Origin of the sequence: Kitasatospora sp. NPDC096077 (genome assembly GCF_040303245.1) — a bacterium.
GTDB lineage: Bacteria > Actinomycetota > Actinomycetes > Streptomycetales > Streptomycetaceae > Kitasatospora.
In genome coordinates, this window is record NZ_JBEOSV010000049.1 from 26,334 (window position 1) to 48,545 (window position 22,212).

The 22,212-nt window shown below is 73.6% G+C and carries 15 protein-coding genes; 4 read left to right on the forward strand and 11 right to left on the reverse strand.

The annotated features are described in order from the left end of the window. Nucleotide 1: 1 nt before the first annotated feature. From ABTZ03_RS31230 to ABTZ03_RS31275, 10 genes are all read right to left on the reverse strand, one after another. Complete coding sequence (locus ABTZ03_RS31230) at nucleotides 2-1,255, reverse strand: O-antigen ligase domain-containing protein (protein ID WP_350516480.1); 1,254 nt, start codon at nucleotides 1,253-1,255, stop codon at nucleotides 2-4. Between the two features lies 1 nt (nucleotide 1,256). Beyond that, nucleotides 1,257-2,783 carry a right-handed parallel beta-helix repeat-containing protein gene (locus tag ABTZ03_RS31235; protein WP_350516481.1) on the reverse strand — a complete coding sequence of 509 codons (1,527 nt, stop codon included), beginning with the start codon at nucleotides 2,781-2,783 and terminating at the stop codon, nucleotides 1,257-1,259. Nucleotides 2,784-2,792: 9 nt separating this feature from the next. Further along, on the reverse strand, nucleotides 2,793-4,739 hold the full coding sequence (locus ABTZ03_RS31240; protein WP_350516482.1) for an alginate lyase family protein: 1,947 nt from the start codon (nucleotides 4,737-4,739) through the stop codon (nucleotides 2,793-2,795). Next, a complete protein-coding gene (locus ABTZ03_RS31245) occupies nucleotides 4,736-6,919 on the reverse strand; it encodes a bi-domain-containing oxidoreductase (RefSeq protein WP_350516483.1) in 2,184 nt (727 codons plus the stop codon). Before ABTZ03_RS31245 ends, ABTZ03_RS31240 begins: the two co-directional genes overlap by 4 nt. A gap of 89 nt (nucleotides 6,920-7,008) precedes the next feature. Next, nucleotides 7,009-8,931, reverse strand: coding sequence for an asparagine synthase (glutamine-hydrolyzing) (asnB, locus tag ABTZ03_RS31250; protein ID WP_350516484.1), 1,923 nt, complete (start codon nucleotides 8,929-8,931; stop codon nucleotides 7,009-7,011). Between the two features lie 3 nt (nucleotides 8,932-8,934). After that, entirely contained in the window at nucleotides 8,935-10,551 is a 1,617-nt protein-coding gene (locus ABTZ03_RS31255; protein WP_350516485.1) for a Wzz/FepE/Etk N-terminal domain-containing protein, read from the reverse strand. After that, nucleotides 10,548-11,936, reverse strand: a complete 1,389-nt coding sequence (locus ABTZ03_RS31260; protein WP_350516486.1) for a Wzz/FepE/Etk N-terminal domain-containing protein — start codon at nucleotides 11,934-11,936, stop codon at nucleotides 10,548-10,550. Before ABTZ03_RS31260 ends, ABTZ03_RS31255 begins: the two co-directional genes overlap by 4 nt. After that, complete coding sequence (locus ABTZ03_RS31265; RefSeq protein WP_350516487.1) at nucleotides 11,933-13,210, reverse strand: glycosyltransferase family 4 protein; 1,278 nt, start codon at nucleotides 13,208-13,210, stop codon at nucleotides 11,933-11,935. Before ABTZ03_RS31265 ends, ABTZ03_RS31260 begins: the two co-directional genes overlap by 4 nt. After that, nucleotides 13,200-14,516: a nucleotide sugar dehydrogenase gene (locus ABTZ03_RS31270; protein ID WP_350516488.1), complete on the reverse strand. Its 1,317-nt coding sequence runs from the start codon at nucleotides 14,514-14,516 to the stop codon at nucleotides 13,200-13,202. Before ABTZ03_RS31270 ends, ABTZ03_RS31265 begins: the two co-directional genes overlap by 11 nt. A gap of 73 nt (nucleotides 14,517-14,589) precedes the next feature. Then, a complete protein-coding gene (locus ABTZ03_RS31275) occupies nucleotides 14,590-15,957 on the reverse strand; it encodes a sugar transferase (RefSeq protein ID WP_350516489.1) in 1,368 nt (455 codons plus the stop codon). An 856-nt stretch (nucleotides 15,958-16,813) separates the two neighbouring features. On the opposite strand from ABTZ03_RS31275, the gene ABTZ03_RS31280 reads away from it, so the two are divergent. From ABTZ03_RS31280 to ABTZ03_RS31295, 4 genes are all read left to right on the forward strand, one after another. Beyond that, entirely contained in the window at nucleotides 16,814-17,200 is a 387-nt protein-coding gene (locus ABTZ03_RS31280) for a DUF485 domain-containing protein (RefSeq protein ID WP_350516490.1), read from the forward strand. Continuing rightward, nucleotides 17,197-18,927: a monocarboxylic acid transporter gene (locus ABTZ03_RS31285; RefSeq protein ID WP_350516491.1), complete on the forward strand. Its 1,731-nt coding sequence runs from the start codon at nucleotides 17,197-17,199 to the stop codon at nucleotides 18,925-18,927. Before ABTZ03_RS31280 ends, ABTZ03_RS31285 begins: the two co-directional genes overlap by 4 nt. Before the next feature lie 3 nt (nucleotides 18,928-18,930). Next, nucleotides 18,931-19,518 (forward strand): cysteine dioxygenase family protein, encoded by a 588-nt coding sequence (locus tag ABTZ03_RS31290; protein WP_350516492.1) that lies wholly within the window; start codon nucleotides 18,931-18,933, stop codon nucleotides 19,516-19,518. A gap of 241 nt (nucleotides 19,519-19,759) precedes the next feature. Next, nucleotides 19,760-20,407, forward strand: coding sequence for a hypothetical protein (locus tag ABTZ03_RS31295; protein ID WP_350516493.1), 648 nt, complete (start codon nucleotides 19,760-19,762; stop codon nucleotides 20,405-20,407). 62 nt (nucleotides 20,408-20,469) lie between these two features. On the opposite strand, the gene ABTZ03_RS31300 is transcribed toward ABTZ03_RS31295, so the two are convergent. After that, complete coding sequence (locus ABTZ03_RS31300; protein ID WP_350516494.1) at nucleotides 20,470-22,167, reverse strand: ABC transporter ATP-binding protein; 1,698 nt, start codon at nucleotides 22,165-22,167, stop codon at nucleotides 20,470-20,472. Nucleotides 22,168-22,212: the final 45 nt, after the last annotated feature.

Consider the following 22,212-nt stretch of genomic DNA (forward strand, 5'->3'; position numbering starts at 1 on the left):
GTCAGGTTCCCTCCGGTGTGCGGGCCCGGTGCGCGGTGCGCGGCCGGGGGACGTCGGGCGCCGGGAGGGGAGCCGCCGGGGCGGGCACCACCAGGAGCGAGGCGGCCACGGTCAGGTGCAGCAGGTACGGCGAGGCGTCGCCCAGCCCGGCCTCGGTGTACGAGGCGATCGCGCAGTAGCTGATCAGGAAGATCGCGCAGGCCCGGGCCAGCGACGGCGGCCGGAGCAGGGCGACGCCGCCGAGCACCAGGAAGACCACCGCGACGACGGCGACCCCGGCCAGGCCCTGTTCGTTGTAGACGGCCAGCCAGCTGTTGTCGATCGGCAGCCCGCCGAAGGACTTGTCGCCCAGGCCCACGCCGAAGAGCTGCTCGATGGTCGTCCGGGGGGCGGCCAGCAGGGCGTCCCAGACCTTGGCCCGGCCGGTGAGGTTGGAGAAGTTCTCCTGGCTCTGGCCGCGCAGGAACCAGGCCTGGAGCAGTGAACTGAGGCCCACCGCGGCCACCGTGGCGCACACCACCGACCAGGTGAAGAACCGGCGGGCGGCGGCGCTGGTCAGCAGCAGCGAGCCGACCGCCAGCACCAGCCCGATGAGCAGGCCGAGGGTGGCCGTCCGGGTGTGGGTCAGCGCGAGCAGGAGGAGCGAGGGCGCGATGACCAGCGCCGCGTCCCGCCCGGTGGTCCGGCGGCCCAACAGGAGCAGCGCGGTCAGCCCGATGATCACCGCGGCGTACTGGCCGATCTGCGGCGGGGTGAGCGGCCACAGCGCGCCGACCAGCCGTCCGCCGTACACGTCCGGGAAGGCCAGGCCGGGGGAGGCGACCAGGCCGGCCGCCACCGTGACGAGCACCAGGAAGTACGCCCGGATGTGGTGCCGGACGAACTCCTCCCCGCCGTCCCACCAGCGGCTGAGCAGCCACAGCGTGCCGACGAACAGGGCCAGCCGGAAGCAGCGGAACAGCGCGCCGAACCCGGACTCCAGGTTGGCGCTGGAGATCACGCTGAACACCAGCAGCAGGGTGAGCAGGAACAGGTAGGAGCTGGGCCGCAGGTGCAGCCGCAGGTTGACCAGCAGCGCCAGCACGAAGGCGGAGACCAGCGCGCCCATGGTGGCCATCTGGATGAGCGAGCGCGGCAGCGGCACGACGGTCACCGCCCCGGCGGAGCCCAGGGTGTTGAGGATCAGCAGCCCCCAGATCAGCCCGACGACCTTCGGGGTGGCGGCCGGCCGGTCCGGCGTCGGTGCTCCGCCCATCTCAACCACCGGCCCCGGGCCGCAGGGTGCTGCCCGCGTCCTGCTGGTAGGGCGCGCCCTGCCACTGGCCGAAGTCGAGGGTGCGACTGGGGTCGTGGGCGACGAAGCTCCACGGTCCGGTGTACGTGTTGTCGTGCCAGCGGTTCTGCTGCTTGCCGGTGATCGCGTCGGCCACCGGTTCGCCCTTGTACGGCGACCAGTCCGGGTAGCTGCCGTAGTTGGACAGCACCGCCATCCGTCCGCAGTCCACCGTGCAGCCGACCACCGACGGGTCGAAGCCGAAGCGGTTGTCGTGGATGTCCACCCGCTGGGTCTTCCAGCGGCAGTCGGCGTACAGCGGTGCGCTGGCGATCGTCGGCTGGGCGCAGCGGGAGGTGTCCTTCACCAGCAGGGTGCAGTCGCCGGAGGAGGTGTTGGCCGGGCTGTTGCAGAACCGGTCGGCGTTCTCCCACAGGGTGATCCCGGACCAGTTGTCCTCCAGCTGGTTGTGGTCGATCTCCAGCATGTCGGTGCGGGCCGGGACCCTCGGCTCGCCGCCGGACTCGGAGATGTAGACGGTCGCGTACGGGAAGGTGTCGCCGCGGTCGGCGGAGCGGCGGCCCTCGACCCAGTCGTTGTGCCGGATGGTGTTGCCGCGGATGACGGCGTTGTAGCTGGTCTCGTAGATCAGCGCGGCACCGTCGTTGGCCTCCAGCAGGTTGTCCTCGATGCGGAAGTCGTTGTCGTTGGTGTCCGCCCACAGTCCGGGGCCGCGGTTGTCGTGCACCCAGTTGCCGCGCACGTCGGCGGTGTTGACGGCCCAGAACTTGACCCCGCCGGTGCAGCCGCAGCCCGGCTGGCGCTGCTCCCAGCCGTCGGTGTCGTTGCCGGTGATCTCGTTGCCCTCGACCACCAGGTCGGTGACCGGGGCCCCGGTCTTGTAGGCGTTCATTCCGTACTGCCCGTTGTCCCGCAGGCAGTTCGCGCGGACCTGCTGGTGGGCGCCGGCCATCAGCCCGGCGCCGGAGTTGCGCTGGATCGTGCTGTGCTCGATCACCCACCCGTCGGCCGAGTCGTGGTTGACCACGCCCTCGTTCTGCGGGGCGACGAAGCCCTGCACGGTCAGGTAGCGGATGGTGACGCCGGTGGCGGAGCCGGTGAAGGCGTACTGGTTGGTCTTCCCGCCGTCGAGCACCGCGCCGGGCGCGCCGAGGTAGCTGTCGCCCTCCTTGGGGGCGACCTGGGCGTACTGGTCCGCTTCGAGCCGGTGGGTGCCCGGGGCGAGCCAGAACACGGTGTTCGGCGGGCTGTTCCTGGTCTTGACGGTGAGGTCGCCGACCACGGCCGGGTCGACCGTGACCGCGCCCGCCGGGGCGGCCGACGGCCCGGCCGCGGGCCGGTCGCAGACCCGGGCCACGGCCACCGGCGCGGGCGGCGGGGTGGTCGGCGCCGGGCGTGCGCCGTCCGAGCCGCCGGAGCAGCCGGTCGCCAGCAGCGCCAGCGCCAGCACCGCCGCCGCCGTCGCCGGGAGCCGCCTTCTGATCCGCACCTCCGCCCCCTAGCCCCGGAACCTGAGCACGGTGGTGAGCCCCTGTGCGCCGTCGGCGAAGCCGGTGCCGACCAGCGTGGTGGCGGGCTCCCGGCGGCCGAAGCCCTCCGAGTACCAGCCGAGCGGGGGCTCGTCCTCGCCGCGGTGCGCCCGCCAGGTCAGCTGTCCGGGCAGCTCCAGCACCGCGGAGCACAGCTCGCCGTCCCTGGTCCAGCTCAGCTCGGCCCGGTTGCCGGTCAGCTCGGCGGTGACCGTCGGGCCGAGGTGGAAGGCCAGTCGGGCGGCCGCCCGGCGCGGGCCGCGCACCTCGTCGAGCACGCGCAACTCCCGTTCGGCGACGTGCAGTTCGACCCGGCGGCGGTGCACCGCGGGCCGGTAGCCGTCGTGCTCGGCGCACCAGCGGGACACCTTGGGGTCGGAGGTGTCGGCGACCAGGACCCGGCTGCGGGCGTGCCTGGTCCACAGGAACGGGCCGCCGGAGACGGACTGGTCCGCGCCGTCCAGCTCCAGGGTGTTGTGGCCCAGGGTGGAGCGGAAGTACCGCCGCCACTCGGGCTGGCCGTGGTAGCAGTACGTGCCCGGGTCGGCGAGCAGGTCGACGCCGTCCTGCCGGACCTCCAGGGAGAGCGCGTCGGCGTGGCCGTGCGCGGCGATGGACAGGAAGCCGTGCGGGCCGCCGTCGCAGCGGGCCCAGATCCCGGCCGGGCCGCGCAGGACGGTCATCCCCGCGTCGGGGAAGTGCACCGGGCGCTCCTTCGGGCGGCTCACCCCCCGGCCGTACGGGCGCAGCAGCGCGGCCAGCAGCGGGGTGCGCACATCGGTGCCGGTGACCTCCGGCCACCAGGGGAGCCGGCCGAACACGGCCGCGCCGGTGGCCAGCAGCGAGGCCCAGCGGTCGGTGCCCGCGCCGTCCAGGACCAGTCCGTGGCCGTCGTCGGCGTCGCCCTGGCGCGGCGGCCGCAGCCGGTCGTCCACCACGGCCGCGAGCGCGTCGCTCATCCGCAGCAGCACCAGCCGGACGGTCCGGGGGACGGGCACGGCGGCGGCGTCCGCCTCGGCCACCGCGGCCAGGCCGAGTTCCAGGACCAGCCCGTGGTACTCGGTGGCCAGTTCGCGGTTGAGGCCGGAGGGGAAGGTGTTGCCGCGCAGGTGCCGCTCCAGCGAGCGCAGCGCGCCGGAGCGCCAGCGCGCCGAGGCGGGGAACCAGTCGAAGGCGCAGGCCGCGGCGAACTGCCCGGCCGCCTCGGCGATCACGTGGTTGTTCGCCGAGGAGCCCCGGCTGGGGAAGGCCGCCAGCCAGCGCTGGTGGTGCCAGACCTGCCGCACCGCCACCGGGTTGGCCTCGAACAGGGCGGCCGCGCCCGGCCAGCCGTCCAGCAGCCGGCGCACCCACACCCAGGACAGCAGCCGGATGCCCAGCTCGATGCCGCTGATCCAGTGCACCCCGCGCAGCGGCGGGTTGGCCTCCCACCAGGACCGCAGCTGCCCGGCGACCCGCTCGGCGTAGCGCTCGTCGCCGGTGAGCGCGTAGGCGGCGGCGAGGACGGTCAGGTGCTGGTGCCGGGACGGCTCCCAGATCTGCTTGATGTCGCCGACCGCGTCCTCGTCCCGGTACGGCAGATCGAAGGCGTAGCCGTCGGGGGCCCGGCGGCCGGTCTTCGGGTCGAGCGACCAGTCCGGGTCGGCCAGGTCCGTGCGGGGCACCCCGAAGTACTCGGCGTGCCCGGCCATCAGCCGGTCCGCGGCGGCGACCAGGCGCTCGGCGGCGTCGGCCGGGACCGCGGCGAGCGCCCCGGCGGGCAGCACGGCGGTGAATTGGGCGCCGGACACCGCCGGGCCGTGCGGCTGCGCCGAGCGCCAGCGCCGCCGGCGCAGCGCGTCGCCGGCCCGGCCGCCGACCTCGCCCGGCCCCATCCGGGACAGCCGTCGCAGGTACCAGCCCGCACTCATGGTCATCGCGGCCCCGCCAGCGTCACCGGCGCGCCGGCGGCCAGGCCGGCCCGCACCGCGAGGGTGGCCGCCGTGGTGGCCGCCAGCGACTCCAGCGGTACCGGCATCGGCCCGCCGGTGCGCACCGCCTTGACGAACGCGGCCAGTTGGGCGGACTGGCCCTTGTCCCGGGCCTTGGGCAGCCGCGAGCTGACCCAGCGCTTGTTCCCGTACACCGAGGCGCGGACGAAGTCGTCCAGCTTGAGCACCTTGCCGTCGGCGACCAGGTCCAGGGTCTCCTTGGGGAAGCCGGGCGCGCCGGTGGTGACGTAGCTGAGGGTGGCGGTGGAGCCGTCGGGGTAGCGCAGCACGATCTGGAGGTCCTCGTTGCCGGACGGCGCGACCGCGTACACCGAGACCGGGTCGGCGCCCAGCAGCCAGCTCGCGGTGTCGATGAAGTGCCCGCCCTCGCCGGCGAAGCGGGAGCCCTCGGTGCCCTGCTGGAGGTACCAGCTGCCGTGCTGCAGCCGGCCGGCGTTGACCAGGTAGCGCAGGCTGGCCGGGCCGGTGCGGGCGCCGAAGCGGGCCCGGGCCTCGCGCAGCAGCGGGGCGAAGCGGCGGTTGAAGCCGACCTGGAGGCGGTCGTTGCCGGACTCCTCCACCACCGCGAGCACCCCGGCGAGCTCCTCCTCGGTGAGGGCCAGCGGCTTCTCCACAAACACCGCCTTGCCGGCCAGCAGGGCGCGCTTGGTCAGTTCGGCGTGCGAGCTGTGCCGGGTGACCACGAACACCGCGTCGACGGAGTCGTCGCCGAGCACGGCGTCCAGGTCGGTGGTGGCCTGGGCGAAGCCGAACTTGCGCTGGGCGTTGGCGGCGGACAGCGCGGTGGTGGTGACGACGGTGGAGAGCGTGACGCCCTCGCGCTGGGCCAGGTGCGGCAGCAGCATCGAGCTGGCGTAGTTCCCGGCGCCGACGAACGCCAGCCGCACCGGGGTCCGGCCCGGCCGGACCGGGACGGTCCGCTCGCCGCGGAGCACGGCGGGCACCGCCACCTTCGGGGCCTCCGTCGTCCCCGCGCCCTCCGGCTCCGGGTACCGGAACAGCACCGCGACGGCCTTCAACTCGCCCTCCTTCAGCCGCCGGTAGGTCTCGACGGCGTCCTCGAACTCGGCGACGTGGGAGACCAGCGGCTCCACGTCGACCCGGCCGCGGGCCATCACGTCGAGGAAGCAGGCCAGGTTGCGGCGCTCGGTCCAGCGCACGTAGCCGATCGGGTAGTCCCGGCCCTCCAGTTCGTACGAGGGGTCGTAGCGCCCGGGGCCGTAGGAGCGGGAGAACCGGACGTCCAACTCCTTCTCGTAGTAGGCGTTCCACGGCAGGTCGAGGCGGCACTTGCCGATGTCGACCACCCGGCCGCGGTCCCGGGCCAGGTGGGCGGCCAGCTCCACCGGCTGGTTGCTCGCGCCGCCGGCGGCCAGGTACACCTGGTCCACGCCGTGGCCGTCGGTGAGCTCGGCGACGGCCGTCTCCACGGCCGCGGAGCCGGGGTCGCCGCAGGCCACCGCGCCCAGCCGCTCGGCCAGTTCGCAGCGCGCCGGGTCGGGGTCGGCGCCGACCACCCGCACCCCCGCCGCCGTCAGCAGCTGCACCACCAGCTGCCCGATCAGCCCGAGACCGATCACCAACGCCACCTCGCCGAGCTGCGGTTCGCCCTGGCGGACGCCCTGGAGGGCGATCGACCCGACGGTGCCGAAGGCCGCGTGCCGCGGCGCGAGGCCGTCCGGCACCGGGGTGTAGAGGTTCCGCGGCACCCAGTTCAGCTCGGCGTGCAGCGCGTGCTCGTTGCCCGCGCAGGCCACCAGGTCGCCGACCTTCACGTCGTCGATCCCGGCGCCGACCTGCTCGACCACCCCGCACAGCGAGTAGCCCAGCGGGGTGTACGAGTCCAGCTTGCCCATCACCTTGCGGTAGGTGGCGGGCAGCCCGTTGACGGCCACGCTCTGCATCACCTTGGCCACCTGGTCCGGTCGGGAGCGGGCCTTGCCCAGCATGGACATCCCGGCCTCGGAGACCTTCATCAGCTCGGTCCCGGTGGAGATCAGCGAGAAGGCGGTGCGCACCAGCACCCCGCCGGGCTTGCACCCGGGCACCGGCACGTCCAGCACCGACAGCTCGCCGCTCTTGTAGTTCTGCACAACCTGTTTCACCGAAGTCCCCTTGCTGCTGAGCCGTCATGTCGAGCGGTTGGATCGAGCCGTCGTGTCGAGCCGTCGTGTCGAGCCGTCAGTTCGAGCCGTCAGGTGGGCCGGCCGGAGCCGGAGGTCACGCCGCGGTACCAGTACTCCAGGGTGAGCACGTGCCAGAGGTGCTTGGAGTAGTCCTGCTGCCCGGCCGCGTCCTCGGCGACCAGCCGGGCCAGCGCCTCGCGGCGCAGGAACCCGGAGCGCACCAGCTCGCCGTCGTTGATCACCTCGCGCACCAGCGGCGCCAGGTCCCGGCTCATCCAGGCCCGCAGCGGCGCGCTGAACAGGCCCTTGGGCCGGTAGACGATCTCCCGGGGCAGCACCGAGGTGGCCGCCTCCTTGAGGACGGCCTTGCCCTGGCGGCCGACGATCTTGCGGTCGCCGGGCACGGTGAAGGCCGCCCGGACCACCTCGACGTCCACGTACGGCACCCGCACCTCGGTGGACGCGGCCATGCTGGAGCGGTCGGTGTAGGCGAGGTTGAGGCCCGGCAGGAACATCCGGGCGTCGCCCAGGCACATCCGGTTGACGAAGTCGTCCAGGTCGTTGTCCTGGTAGACGTCCGCGTGCTCGGTCAGCACGTCCTGGACCGTCCCGGCCAGGTCCGGATCGACCAGGCCGAGCAGTTCCTCCCGGTCGTACATGGTGTAGCTGCGCCGGAACGCGGTCTCCTCCGGCAGGTCGGCGAAGGACAGGAAGCGCTTGGCGAAGCGCACCGACCGCAACCCCCGGCGGGAGGTGGCCACCGGCAGCCGGTCCACCGCCGCGGACAGGCCGCGGCGCAGCGGCCGCGGGACGCGCTGGTAGCGCAGCGCCAGCCGGTTGGCGAGGTGCTTGCGGTAGCCGGCGAACAGCTCGTCGGCGCCCATCCCGGACAGCAGCACCTTGACCCCGGCCTCCCGGGCGGCCGTGCAGATCAGGAAGGTGTTGATCGCGGCCGGGTCGCCGATCGGCTCGTCCAGGTGGTACGTCATCCGCGGCAGCAGGTCCAGCACGTCCGGGGCGATCTCGATCTCGTGCAGGTCGACGCCGAACTGCCCGGCCACCTGCCGGGCGTAGCGCAGGTCGTCCGGCATCGCCTCGAACCTGGCGTCCTCGGCCCGGAAGCCGATCGTGTAGGCGGAGATCCCGGGGCGGTCGCGGGCCGCCAGCGCGGTCAGGTAGCTGGAGTCCAGCCCGCCGGAGAGGAAGGTCGCGACCGGGACGTCGGAGAGCAGGTGACGCCGGGTCGACTCCTCGACGATCGCGGCGAGGTCGGGCAGTTCACCGGCCCGGGCCCGCTCCCGGCCCTCCGCGGCAACCTCCCGCAGGTGCCAGTACCGGCCGCGCTCCACCCGGCCGTCCGGCCGGCAGCGCAGCCAGCTGCCCGGCGGCAGCTTCTCCGCCCCGCGCAGCGCGCACCGGGAGTCCGGCACCCAGTAGTACAGCAGCGAGGCCACCATCGCCCCGTGGTCCACCTCCAGCGACCCGCCGGTGGCGGCGGCCAGTGCCTTGAGCTCGGAGGCGAACACCAGGCCCCCGCCGCGCCGGACCAGGAAGAGCGGCTTGATGCCGAGCTGGTCGCGGGCCAGCACCAGTTCACCGGTGCGCTCGTCGAAGATCCCGAACGCGAACATCCCGCGCAGCCGGGGCAGGCAGTCGGTGCCCCAGCGCCGCCAGGCCTCCAGCAGCACCTCGGTGTCCGAGGTGCCGCGGAAGCGCACCCCGGCGGCCGCCAGTTCGGCCCGCAGCTCGGGCGCGTTGTACAGCTCGCCGTTGTAGGTCAGCACCAGGCCGTCGGAGACCATCGGCTGGGCGCCGGTCTCGGACAGGTCGATGATGGCCAGCCGACGGTGCCCCAGCTGCACCTCGCCGTCGCCGACGGGGTGGCTGTACCGGCCCGACCCGTCCGGGCCGCGGTGGGCGAGGGTCTCGGTGAGCAGGTCGGTGACGGCCTTCCCGTCCGGCCATCGGTACGTGCCTGCGATGCCGCACATGGGCTACCTCGCCTCCTGATCGCTGTCCGGGACCCGTGCGGTCCACATCGGTAGTCGTTCCGTCCGCCGCCTGGCCGGGCCGAGGAGCCGGGCCGGCCGTTCGCCCCGGCCGCGCGGCGCGGGGCGCGGGCCGTCCCACAGGGTGCCGTCGGTCCGGTCGCGCGGATCGGGGTCGATCAGCACCACGCCGAGCACCGGGATGCGCTGCTCGGCGAGCTGCCGGGCCACGGTGTGCAGCCAGGCGGCACTGCCGTGCCCGGCCCGGACCACCAGCACCGTGCGGGTGCCGAGGTGCTGGAGGTCGGTCCAGGCCGTGCCGGGGGAGACCGAGCCGACGCCGATCCGGCGTTGGTGCCCGGGTACGGCCGCGGCGGGTTCGCCGCCGATCACGGTCGGGTCGCCCGGCCGGGCGCGGCGCTTGGCGAGCTGCGGGCCGGGCAGGCCGTCCACCAGCACCACCGGGCCGCCGGCCGAAGGCTCCCCGGCCACCGGCTCCCGGCCCGGCAGCTCCCGGCCCGGCGACTCCAGGTCCGTCGGCCGGCCGGCCGCCGATGCCCCGTCCGCCAGTTCCCGGGCGAGGTCCAGCGCGATCTCGACCGCGCTGTGCGCACAGCCCAGCTCCAGCACCGACACCGCCTCCGTCGAACCGCGCACGGTACGGGCCAGGGTCGTGGCGAGCCTGGCCCGGGCCGCCCTGCTCCGCCGCCCCCGCCACCGCCCGGGCGGACGGCGGGGCACCCGGCGCAGCTCCGCGAGGACCGAGGCCCCGAGGTCGGCGGCGATCTCCCGGCGCAGCACCGGGCGGTCCGCCACCACCGCGCCGATCGCGGCCACCGCGAGGCCGAGCACCAGCCCGAGCACCAGTCCGAGCCCGCCGTCGGTGGCGGCCGTGGTGGGCAGCGACTGGCGCACCGCGCGCGGGGCGTCCACGATCTGGGTGCCGGCCACCAGCGCGGGCGTGCCGACCTGCGCCTCGGCCGCGCGCTGGCCGAAGTCGGTGATCCGGGAGGTGAGTTCGGCCCGGCTGGCGTAGAGCGACTCCAGGTTCGCCGAGGCGTTCGGCCCGGTCTGCTGCGCCCCGGAACCGATCGACTGGTTGACCTGGGCGAGCTCCTCGCGCATCCGGTCCCGCTCGTCGGTCAGGGCCTTGGCCTGGGCGTCCGCGGCCTCCTTGATCCGCCGGACGTGGTCCGCGACGAAGGCGTCGGCCAGCGCCTTGGCCCGGGACTGCGCCTCGGTGTCGGTACGGCCGGTTGCGGTGATCTGCAGCAGGTTGTTGGTCAGCCCGGCGCCGGAGTACTCCTTCATGAAGTCCTCCGGTTTCTGGGGGGAGTTGAGGGTCTTCAGGGCCTGGTCGGCGATCCCGGTGGTCTGCAGCAGGGCGACGTCGGTGCGGATCAGCGTGCCGGGGTCGTTGGGCTGGTCCGCCTGGTGCGCGACCAGCACCTTGGCCACCGCGGTCGGCGGCGGCGGCTTCAGGACGGCCAGCGCCGCGCCGAGCAGCAGCCCGAGCAGCGCCGTGGCGCACCACAGCCGGCGGCGCCGACGCACCGCGACCACCAGCGCCTGGAGGTCCAGCAGCGGGGCGGGGGCCGGATCCGAGGCCGTACGCGTCGTCACCCCGCACCTCGCCCGGGGTCCTCGCCGCCCGCGAGTGCGGGCACCTCGCCGCCTGCGAGCGCGGGGACGGGGGCGTCCGGGGCGGTGCCGGCGGAGCGTCCCGGACGGTCCCGGACCGGGCCGGCCACCAGGACGCCGACCAGTTCGTGCCCGCCGTCCGCACAGGCCTCGGCGAGCCCGGCCAGCTCCGCGGCGGTCCAGCCGCCGGGGCTGAGCACGACCAGGGCGCCGGACTCGTCCGTACGGTCCGGCAGCAGCGGCCGCTGCGCCGAGACCTCGACCACCCGCGGCTCCGGACCGTCCACCGCCTCGGCGGCGAGCAGTCCGGCGGCCCGGCGGGCCGGTTCGTCGCCGTCCGGGACGACCACCAACAGCGGCCGGAAGGACGGTAGTTGCTCCTGGATCCGGGCGCACACCCGCCGGTAGCGCAGCTGCCGGCCGGCCTCGTCGCCGGAGGCCCGCGGCGGCGGGACGTCCCAGCGGACGTCGGTGCCCAGCAGCCGGGAGGCCAGCGCCCGCGGGCCCCGGCCGGTCGGCCGCCGGGCGGCCCGCACGCCGGGGACGTCGACGGTGCCGAGCAGCTCCGCGCCCAGCGCCGAGGCGATCTCCGGCCCGGTGCGCGGCCGGCGGCTCACCCGGGCCGCGGTGAGATGGCCGACGATCGCCAGCACCAGGGACAACAGCGCCCCGGCGGCGATGAGTTGGGTCCGGGTCGGCGGCGCCTCGCCGGTCGGCCGGGCCGCCGACCCCATCACCACCATGTTGGCCTTGTTGGCCGCCGGATCGACCTGGTCCAGCTTCTTGACGGCGTCCTGCAGCGTGGTGCGCAGCTTCTCCAGTTCGGTGCGGGTCTGCACGCTCTCCACGGACTTCCCCGGGTCGGCGGCCGCGGCCAGGTCGGTGATCCGCCGGCTGGCCTGCACCACCAGCTGCCGCAGCGCCTCGGGCTGCGCCGCCTCCGGAGCGGTGCTGTCGCCCGCGATCCGGGCGGCGAAGGAGACGAACTGGTGGGCCACCTGGTCGGAGAGCTGCTGGGCGCGCTCCGGGGTCTCCGCGGTGCCCGAGATCTTGATGATGTTGCCGTCCGCGGCCGAGGCGCTCACCCGGCTCTGCAGCTTCGTGCCGTCGACGCCGGACCAGTTGAGCGCGGCGGCGGCCCGGTCGACCACCACCGAACTGGTCGCGATCTCCGCCTGGGTCAGCAACTCGCGGTCCTGCCACACCCCGGGCAGCAGCACCGACGTCGAGGTGGTGTAGCTCGGCGGGAACAGCAGCGAGGCGCCGAAGCCGACCAGCGCACCCAGCGCGGCGAGGACGGCGAGCAGCCGCCACCGCCGGCGCAGGATCCGGCCGATCGTGACCAGGCGTATCGTGTCGTCGCTCAAGGGTGCGGCCTACTCCCGGCCCGGTCCGGGTCGCCGTCCGGCGCCGCGCCGCCCTCCCGGCAGGCGGCGGCGTAGGCGGCGAGCAGCGACCGCTGGGAGTTCCGCCAGGCGAGCGGCCCGTTGATCCGCTCCTGGCCGACCTTGCCCATCAGGGCCCGCTTCTCCGGATCGTCCAGCAGCTCCGCGACGAGCCGCGCGAACGCGGACTCGTCGTTCGCGGGCGCGTACACGGCGGCGTCCCCGGCGGAGACCCGGGCCTCCCTCAGGTCGAAGGAGACGATCGGGCGGCCCATGACCATGTACTCCAGGACCTTGTTCATGGTCGACACGTCGTTGAGCGGGTTGCGCGGGTCGGGGGAGAGGCAGACGTCCGCGCTGGACAGGTAGCGCACCAGGTCGGCGTCCGGCACCCGCCCGGTGAACTCCACCTGCTCGGCGAGGCCGAGCGTCCGGGACAGCTCCACCATCGCGTCGAAGGTGTCGCCGCCGCCGACGAACACCGCGTGCCAGTCGGTCCGGCCGACCTCGTCGCGCAGCTTCGCCAGCGCCCGCAGGGCGTAGTCGACGCCGTCCTGCGGGCCCATCACGCCGAGGTAGCACAGCAGATGGGGCTTGCCGCGCTTCAACTCCGGCTCCGCCGGCACCGGTTTGAAGCGTTCGGTGTCGGGCGCGCTGCGCACCACGAAGACGTCCTCGGGCCGCTTGCCGCCGCGGCGCAGCGCGACGTCCCGGTAGCTCTCGTTGGTGGCGAGCACCACGTCGGCGGCCCGGTAGGTCCGCCGCTCCAGGGCGCACACGGCCCGGTAGAGCAGGTCCTCGCCGCGGTCGAACCGGGACAGGTACAGCTCGGGCACCAGGTCGTGCTGGTCGAAGACGAACCGCGCGCCGCGCCGCTTCAGCCACAGGGCGGGCAGGAACAGCAGGTCGGGCGGGTTGCAGGCGTGCACCACGTCGACCGGGCCGACCTTCCGGGCCAGCCGGACGGTGTGCCACAGCGCCGAGCCGTACTCCTGGAGGTAGCCGGCCGGCCCGCCGGTGGCGGCGCGCAGGGGGTAGCGGTGGATCCGCACCCCGTCGATCACCGCCTCCGGCTCGGTGTCCCGCTTGGTGCCCTGCGGGCAGATGACGTCCACCGTCCAGCCCGCGTCGCGCAGCGTGGTGCACTCCTGCCACACCCGCCGGTCGAAGGGCACCGAGAGGTTCTCCACCAGGATCAGCGCGCGGCGGGTGCGCCCGCCGCCGCTCCTGTGCTTGGACGACGCGTCACCAGGCAAGGCCCGAGTACCCCGGTTCGGTCCGACGCAGCTCGGCGTCGGGAAGGCGGACGAGATCGACGATCGCCGGGCCCTCGCCGTGCGGCAGAGCCGCCAGCACGGCCGGGTCCTTGGTCCCGACCACGCACACCTCGGCGTGGTCGAGCACCTCGGTGACCGAGTCGGTGAGCAGCTGGGCGAGGTGCGGCAGCCGGGTCTCGATGTACTCGCGGTTGGCCCCGAGCAGCCGGGAGAGGTGCACGTTGGGGTCGTGGATCCGCAGGTCGTAGCCCTTGCCGAAGAGCCGCTCGGCGAGCTCGACCAGCGGGCTCTCCCGCAGGTCGTCGGTGCCGGGCTTGAAGGACAGCCCGAACAGGCCGACCCGGCGCTTGCCGGTGCGCTCGACCAGTTCCACCGCGCGCGCCAGGTGGTCGGCGTTGGACGGCAGCACGTGCGAGAGGATCGGCACCGAGACGTCGGCCCGCTTCGCCGCGTGCACCAGGCTGCGCAGGTCCTTGGGCAGGCAGGAGCCGCCGAAGGCGAAGCCGGGCCGCAGGTAGGCGGGGCTGATGTTGAGCTTGCGGTCGGCCAGGAAGACGTCGATCACCTGGTGCGAGTCCACCCCGAGCGCCTGGCAGACCGCGCCCAGCTCGTTGGCGAAGCCGATCTTGAGGCCGTGGAAGGCGTTGTCCGCGTACTTGATCGCCTCGGCCACCGGGACGGGCACCCGGAACACCTCGCCGGGCAGTCCCCCGTACAGCGCCGCCACCACGTCACCGCTGGCCGCGTCGAGTTGGCCGATGACGGTCTTGGGCGGGTCGAAGAAGTCCCGCACGCTGGTGCCCTCGCGCAGGAACTCCGGGTTGACCGCGACCCCGAAGTCCACCCCGGCGGTGCCGCCGGCGTGCTTCTCCAGGATCGGCACCAGCAGGTCCAGGCAGGTGCCCGGGAGCATGGTGCTGCGGAACACCACGGTCTGCCGCCCGCCCCGCTCGGCCACCGCGGCACCGATCTGCTCGGTGACCCGCTCCAGATAGGTGGTGCACAGGCTGCCGTTGGGCTCCGAGGGCGTGCCCACGCAGACCAGCGACACCTCGCTGCCCAGGATCGCCTCCCGGACGTCGGTGGTGGCGCGCAGCGCCCCGCTCGCCACCATCTCGGCGATCAGCTCGCCGATCCGCTCCTCGACCACCGGGGCCTTGCCGTCGTTGACCAGGTCGACCTTCACCTGGTTGACGTCCACCCCGATGACCTCGTGCCCCAGGCTCGCCAGGCACGCGGCCGACACGCAGCCCACGTAGCCGAGCCCTAAGACGCTGACCCGCATGACCCGTTCCTCCCCTCGGCCAGGCCGTTCCGGCCGGCCATCCGCGCGCCGATCGGACGGCGCACCCCACCCATCAGTAGGCCCCCTGCCCCTGGAGCACCGCGCGCAGCGTCTTCCAGAGGATCACCGCGTCCAGGGCCAGCGACCAGTCCTCCACGTACCGCAGGTCCAGTCGGACCGCCTCCTCCCACGGCAGGTCGCTGCGTCCGCTGATCTGCCACAGGCCGGTGAGCCCGGGTTTGACCAGCAGTCGGCGCCGGATGTCCGGGCCGTACGCCGCGGACTCCTCCGGCAGCGGCGGCCGCGGGCCGACCAGCGACATCGAGCCGGTGAGGACGTTGAGCAGCTGCGGGAGCTCGTCCAGCGAGTACCGGCGCAGCACCCCGCCGACCCGGGTCACCCGGGGGTCCCGGCGGAGCTTGAACAGCAGGCCGGCGCCCTCGTTGCGCTCGGCGAGCCCGGCCTTGGCCCGGTCGGCCCCGACCACCATGGTGCGGAACTTGACCAGGGTGAACGCGCGGCCGTCCTTGCCGATCCGGTGCTGCCGGTAGAACGCCCCGCCCCGGCTGTCCGCCAGCACGAGCAGTCCGACGGCCAGCATCAGCGGCGAGAACAGCACCAGCAGCACGGCGGCGCCCAGCCGGTCGACGACCTCCTTGACGGCCCGGGGGCCGCCGGTGAAGGTCGGCATGCTGACCCGCAGCATCGGGATGCCGAGCACCGCGTCGACGTGCAGCCGCGGGCCGGCCACCTCCATCAGCACCGGGGCGACCACCATCTCGGCGTCGCCGCCCTCCAGGTTCCAGGCCAGCCGTTGCAGCCGGTCCGGAGTCCAGTGCGGGTCCGGGGTGACCGCGACGACCCGGTAGCCGTCCCGGTGCACGTGGTTGGCCACGTCCGTCAGCCGGCCGACCACCGGTACGCCGTCCAGCCGGTCGGCGCCCCGGCCGAGGGTGTACGGCGTGCACACCGCGTCCACCCGCCAGCCCAGGTGCGGGAACTTGCGGGTCCGGGTGATCAGGTCGCGCACCGTGGCCGGGCTCCCGGCGGCGAGCACCGGGCGCAGGCAGCGCCCCGCGTTGCGCTGCTTGTGCAGCCACAGGCGCAGCAGGTACCGCTCGGTCATGGTGACGGCCGTGATCGCCGGGATCGCGACGAAGATCCAGAGCCTGATGTTGTGCGAGCCCAGGGCGATGCCGCCGAGCGCCAGCACGACGGCCGCCGTGAACAGCGCCCGGCCGAGCCGGCGGAACTCCTCGGCGCCCTGGCCGAGCACCGGCGCGGCCCAGGAGCGGGTCATCGCCAGCGCCCCCAGCACCAGCAGTTCGGTGCCGAAGGCGAGGATGCCCCACTTCTCGTGCCAGTTGGCGGCGTCCCGTACGCCGAAGAAGCCGCCGATCGCCGCCACCACCAGGGCGGTGGCCGCGGTGTCGCTGATCATCACGGCCCGGCGGTACTGCTGTTCCCAGTCGATCGTGGACCGGCGCAGTCGTCGGTCCGCCGAACGCCCCCGCGTCGACGGGGACTGGGACCGGGACGGGGACCGGCCGACTAACTCCCCCTCCCCGTGCTCAACCGCTCCTTCCAAGTCGCCAGTGGGTTCGACGTGTTCGCTCCACACGGTTCCTCCCCCCGGGAGGCCGGGGCCTCCCGCACTGTTCCTCCCCTCGGGAGGCACCGCCTCCCGGTACCGCGCTGTTCCTACCTCCGGGAGGCCCCCGCCCCCGGCGCATGGCGAATCCACCTGTTGCAGCGCTACTCGAAAGAACCCCCATCGGGCGTCGGGGAACGACCGATCCCCACGCCTGCCGCCGGGGGCGCCACCGGTCGCTCGCAGCGTCGACCGGTGGATCACTTGAATGCCGCCTTGCGCCCATCCCTGCGGGGCGAAAATCAATGTAGAGCATCCGGGTCGCCCAAAGAGCTGGATGTGTGAAACACGTGCTCGACATTTGAAGAACGATCTTCGGAAGAAGATCGCCGGAGCCCGTTCCGAAAGCGCCCGCATCCCCGGTGACCTGCGGAATCGACGCTCGCCGGGTGACCGTGACGGTGTGAAGAAACGGACTGGTGGTGGGTGATTTACCGCTGGGGCCACTGTGAATCGTGAATTCCGGTGTGACGGAAGGGAAAGCGGAACACCCATGAGGTCCGGACCATCTCATTCCGGCCAGGGCCCGTTCGGTTCGCGTCGCCGTGCCCGGATCCGGCCTCCCCGGCGCCGTTGATCAGCCGTCTACCGGCGGCTCCTACGGTCGGTCCCATCGGCAAGTTCCGCACCGCTCAGAAGGACTCTCATGATCGACCCCGTCGTGTCGTCGCGCCGCGACACGTCCTGGATCGGCGACGATCCACGCTTCGGCGAGTTGCGCGCCGCGTACCGCCGGTTCGTGTTCCCGGTGACCGCAGCGTTCCTGCTCTGGTTCCTGACGTACGTGCTCTGCTCGGCCTACGCCCGTGACCTGATGGCGACCAAGGTCGTCGGCCACGTCAACGTGGCCCTGGTCTTCGGGCTGCTGCAGTTCGTCTCGACCTTCGGCATCGCCCTGGCCTACGGCCGGTACGCCGCCCGGCGGTTGGACCCGCTGGCCGAGGCGCTGCGCAGTGCGGACGCGGCCCATTCCGACCCCGCGGGCCGGACCGGCCGGGGCGGCGACCAGGAACCGACGGAGATCCCGGCATGACCCAGCACCTGCAACTCGCCGCCGAGGCGGCGAAGTCGAACTCCACCAAGGGCCTGACCATCGGCCTCTTCGTCGCCCTGGTGGCGGTGACCCTGGTCATCACCCTCTGGGCCCGGCGGAGCACCCGGGGCACCGGCGGCTTCTACACCGGCGGCGGCGAGTTCTCCGCGCTGCAGAACGGCATCGCCATCTCGGGCGACTACCTCTCCGCGGCCTCCTTCCTCGGCATCGCCGGGATCATCGCGCTCGCCGGGTACGACGGCTTCCTCTACTCGATCGGCTTCCTGGTCGCCTGGCTGGTCGCCCTGCTGCTGGTCGCCGAACTGCTGCGCAACACCGGCCGGTTCACCATGGCCGACGTGCTGGCCGCGCGACTGCGCAGCGGGCCGATGCGGACCGCCGCCGGGGTGTCGACCATCGTGGTCTCGATCTTCTACCTGATCGCCCAGATGGTCGGCGCCGCCACCATCGTGGGGCAGCTGCTGGACGTCAAGGGCGCCGCCGCACAGGTCTGGACCATCGTCGGGGTCGGCGCCCTGATGATCGTCTACGTGGTGGTCGGCGGGATGAAGGGCACCACCTGGGTGCAGATCGTCAAGGCGGTGCTGCTGATCGCCGGCGCGGCCACCATGACCGTGTGGGTGCTGGCGAAGTACGGCTTCAACCTCAGCCACCTGCTCGGGGACGCCGCGGCGGCCTCCAAGAAGGGCGACGCCTTCCTCGAACCCGGCCTGAAGTACGGGGCGACCGACGGCTGGTCGAAGCTCGACCTGGTCAGCCTCGGCACCGCGCTGGTGCTCGGCACCGCCGCGCTGCCGCACGTGCTGGTCCGCTTCTACACCGTCCCGACCGGCCGGGACGCCCGCAAGTCGGTCAACTGGTCGATCGGCATCATCGGGGTCTTCTACCTGATGACCCTGGTGCTCGGCTTCGGCGCGGCCGCCCTGGTCGGCACGGCGACGATCAAGGCGAAGGACCCGTCCGGCAACACCGCCGCCACCCTGCTGGCCGAGCACCTCGGCGGCGGCGCGGGCACCACCGGCGGCTCCCTGATGCTCGCCTTCATCGCGGCGGTCGCCTTCGCCACCATCCTCGCGGTGGTCGCCGGGCTCACCCTCACCTCCTCGTCCTCCTTCGCCCACGACCTCTACGCCAACGTGATCCGCAAGGGCCGGGCCACCGAACGGCAGGAACTGGTCACCGCGAAGATCGCCGCCGTGGTGATCGGGGCCGTCGCGGTCGCCCTGTCGATCTTCGCCCGGGACCTCAACGTGGCGTTCCTGGTCGCCCTGGCCTTCGCCATCGCCGCCTCGGCCAACCTGCCCGCCATCCTGCTGACCCTGTTCTGGAAGCGCTTCACCACCTTCGGCGCCAAGTGCGGCATCTACGCCGGCCTGGTCAGCGCGATCGGCCTGGTGCTGCTCTCCCCGATCTGCTGGGGCGGCGCGAGCGCCACCGTGCCCGCGGTGAAGCTGACCGCCGCCCAGGCGAAGGACTGCGGGGTGCCCGCCGCCACCAAGGAGGTCGGCAACGCCACCGCACTGATCTCCTGCACCACCACCGCACCCGTCCCGCTGCAGAACCCGGGCATCGTCTCGATCCCGATCGGGTTCGCGGCCGCGATCGTCGGCTCGCTGGTCGGCGGTCGCCGCCGCCGCGACGAGGACCCGGACGGCCGAGGCTTCGAGCAGCTCGAAGTCCGCGCGCTCACCGGCGTGGGGCGGTAGACCATGACGACGGGATCCAACCTCGACGAGTTCCTCTCCGACCTCGCCCGCTACGCCGCCGCCGAGGTGCTGACCGCCCAGCTCACCGCGGACACCCTGCGCAAGTACCTGCGCGCCGGGCTGATCGTCCCGGACGACCTGTGCGCCGGCGACACCGACGGCTACTCCCAGCGGGTGCTGCACGCCGGGCGGACGTACTCCGTGGTCGCGCTGACCTGGCTGCCCGGGCAGTCCACCCCGATCCACGACCACATCGCCTGGTGCGTCTCGGGTGTGGTCGAGGGCGTGGAGGTGGACGAGGCGTTCCGGCTCTGGCGGCTGCCCCGCTCCGGGCGCCGGGTCCTGGTGCCGGCCGGCCGGACCACCTGCTCGCCCGGCCGGGTCCAGCTGCTGGTGCCGCCCGACGAGGACGTCCACCGGGTCTCCAACGGCGGCACCGGCCGCGCGGTCTCGCTGCACGTCTACGGCGCCGACATCACGCTGAACGGGAACAGCTCGATCAACCGGGTCTTCGGCCAGGAGGTGGTGCCCGTCCCGCCGGACGGCGCCCGCCTGGTGAGCTGGCGCCACCCGGACGAGCTGGGCTGCTGACCGGTCGACGGGCCGTCCGCTCCGGACGGCCCGTCAACCGCGTTCCGGGCCCGGCCAGCGGTCGAGGCAACCACCCTAGGGCGTACGGCAGTTCGACCGCTTGCCGGGCCCCTTGCGCGGGACGGCCGATCGCGTACAGTCGATGGCGGTGTGCCGGGAAGCCTGGTCGGCGTGAAGGTCGCGTGCGCCTCCTCGCGGTCGGGAGGTGCCGTGGACACGGTTCCGACCGCTGGAGCGCGCCATGGACGTCGTCGTCCCCCTCGTGGTCTTCCTCGCCTTCGTCACGCTGGTGCTCACCGCGCCGCGCTTCGACGCGTTCCGCGGGCGACGCCGGTCCGCCGAGCTGGGCGGTGAACTGACGGAACGTCATGACTTCAGGCCCAGGCCGGAGTTCACCGCCTCCCGGCTGCCGGTGGCCGGTCCGCCGTTCCACTACGGCGCCGCCCAGCGGCTCACCGACCAGGTGGGCGGCGTGCTCGACGGGCTGCCGCTCACGGTGGCCGGGTACAGCTGCCGGTACAACGGCGAGACCCACGTCTACGGCCTCGCGGTGCTGTCGCTGCCCTCCCCGGTGGACCGGGTCGAGGTCCGGCACGAACGGCCCTTCCACTCCGTCCTGGTCACCGAGCCGGTGCCCGAGGGGCGGGTCACCAGCGGGGAGAGCGACTTCGACGCCCGGTACCGCAGCTACGCCGCCGACCCGGAGCAGGCCCGGCGGGTGCTGTCCGCCCCGCGGGTGCGCGAACTGGCGGCCGCGCCGCAGCCGTTCAGCTGGCGGGTGGACGGCACCGACCTGCTGCTCTGGCGCTCCGGCGGCTGGGACTCGGCGGACGCGCTGCTCGGCTGCGTCCGGGCGGTGACCTCGGTGCTCCGGCCGGTGGACGCGTAGCGGGCCCCGGGGTCGGCGCCCGTACCCGCCCGTCCCCGCTGGTCAGCGCCCGTCAGCGCCCGTCAGCGCCCGGCGAGGTGCCGGAAGCCCGGGTGCCCGTCCAGGAGTTCGGCGTACCGGCCGCTCGCGGTGGCGGTCCCGTCGGAGAGCATCACGACGGTGTCCGCCGCCTCGATGGTGGACATCCGGTGGGCGATGACCAGCAGGGCGCACTCCTTGCGGAGCCGGTTGAGGTTCACCGTCAGCGCGGCCTCGTTGGCCGGGTCGAGGTGGGCGGTGGGTTCGTCCAGCAGCAGCAGCCGGGGCCGGGCCAGCAGCGCACGGGCGATGGCCACCCGCTGGCGCTCGCCGCTGGACAGGCCCAGCCCGCGGTCGCCGACCTCGGTGTCCAGCCCGGCCGGCAGGCCGTTCACCTTCTCTGCCAGGTTGACCAGGTCGAGGACCTCCCACAGCCGGTCCTCGGGCGCGTCCGGGGCGGCGTAGCAGAGGTTGTCCCGCAGGGTGCCGTGCAGGATCGGGCAGTCCTGCTCGACCCAGCCGATGTGCGCGCGCCAGTCCTGGAGACTGAGCTCCTCGGCCGGCCGCCCGGCGAGGCTGATGCTGCCGCTCCACGGCTCGTAGAAGCGGTTGATCAGGGCGAAGGTGGTCGACTTGCCGGCCCCGGACGGGCCGACCAGGGCGACCAGCCCGTGCGGCGGGACGGTCAGCGACAGCCCCCGGAGGATCGGCGTGTCCGGGCGGTAGCCGAACCGGAGGTCGCGGATCTCCAACGACGGTGCCGCGGCGGACGGTTCACGGCCGTCGAGGGCGGCGGCGCCGTCCTCGACCGGGAGGGCGTGCACCTCCTGGATCCGGTCGATGGAGCCCTTGGCCCGGTTCACCGAGGCGATGCCCTCCATCAGCTCGGTGACCGGCCCGGTCAGCTGGGTGGCGTACAGCAGCATCGCCACCAGCGCGCCGAGCGACAGGGCACCCCGGTCGACCCGGGCCGCGCCGAGCAGCAGGACCAGCACGAAGGCGGCGTTGATGGCGAGTTGGGCGACGGGGGCGATCAGGGCGGTCAGCCGGGCACCGCGCAGCGCCGCGTCGTAGGCGCCGTGGGAGAGCGCGTCGAGCCGGTCGATCTCGCGCTGCTCGGCCCGGTTGGCCCGGACCGTGCGCAGCGCCGACAGGGCCCGTTCCAGTCCGGCCGAGATCGCGCCGACGGTGCCCTGCAGCTCGGTCGAGGAGCGGCCGATCTCCGCCGACAGCCGGTGCACCACCAGGCCGCAGCCGAGCAGCACCCCCAGGATGAGCAGCATCAGGACCGGGTCCAGCACGAACATCGCCGCCACGCTGCCCAGGGCGACGCACAGGTTGGTGGAGATCTGGACCGACACGTGCGTCAGCGCCTCGCGCAGGACGACCACGTCCGTCGAGGCGCGGGCCATCAGATCGCCGACCCGAAGCCGGTCGAAGGCCTCCATCCGGACCCGTAACAGCCGCGCGATCAACCCGGTCCGCAGGCCCAGCACGAAGCGCTCGCCGGTGCGTTCCAGCAGGAACACGGCGACGGCGCCGATCAGCGCCTGGGTCAGCAGCAGCAGGACGAGGACGGTGACCGGGAGCAGCAGCGGCCGGTGCGCGGTGAGCGCGTCGACCACCCCCTTGGCGGCCAGGGGCTGGGCGACGCCCACGGCGGCTGCGGTGAGGGTGAGCACCAGGGCGGCGGCCAGGGCGGGTCGTTGCCCCTTGGTCAGGTTCCACAGCTGTCGAAGCATGGTGTGCTCGGCTCCCCTCTCGTGTGCCCGGATCCCCCGGAGGTG

Coding starts and splice junctions, on each gene's coding strand:
- ABTZ03_RS31230 (WP_350516480.1), bottom strand. CDS start 1,255: ATGGGCGGAGCACCGACGCCGGACCGGCCGGCCGCCACCCCGAAGGTC.
- ABTZ03_RS31240 (WP_350516482.1), bottom strand. CDS start 4,739: ATGACCATGAGTGCGGGCTGGTACCTGCGACGGCTGTCCCGGATGGGG.
- asnB (WP_350516484.1), bottom strand. CDS start 8,931: ATGTGCGGCATCGCAGGCACGTACCGATGGCCGGACGGGAAGGCCGTC.
- ABTZ03_RS31270 (WP_350516488.1), bottom strand. CDS start 14,516: ATGCGGGTCAGCGTCTTAGGGCTCGGCTACGTGGGCTGCGTGTCGGCC.
- ABTZ03_RS31275 (WP_350516489.1), bottom strand. CDS start 15,957: ATGATCAGCGACACCGCGGCCACCGCCCTGGTGGTGGCGGCGATCGGC.
- ABTZ03_RS31280 (WP_350516490.1), top strand. CDS start 16,814: ATGATCGACCCCGTCGTGTCGTCGCGCCGCGACACGTCCTGGATCGGC.
- ABTZ03_RS31285 (WP_350516491.1), top strand. CDS start 17,197: ATGACCCAGCACCTGCAACTCGCCGCCGAGGCGGCGAAGTCGAACTCC.
- ABTZ03_RS31290 (WP_350516492.1), top strand. CDS start 18,931: ATGACGACGGGATCCAACCTCGACGAGTTCCTCTCCGACCTCGCCCGC.
- ABTZ03_RS31295 (WP_350516493.1), top strand. CDS start 19,760: ATGGACGTCGTCGTCCCCCTCGTGGTCTTCCTCGCCTTCGTCACGCTG.
- ABTZ03_RS31300 (WP_350516494.1), bottom strand. CDS start 22,167: ATGCTTCGACAGCTGTGGAACCTGACCAAGGGGCAACGACCCGCCCTG.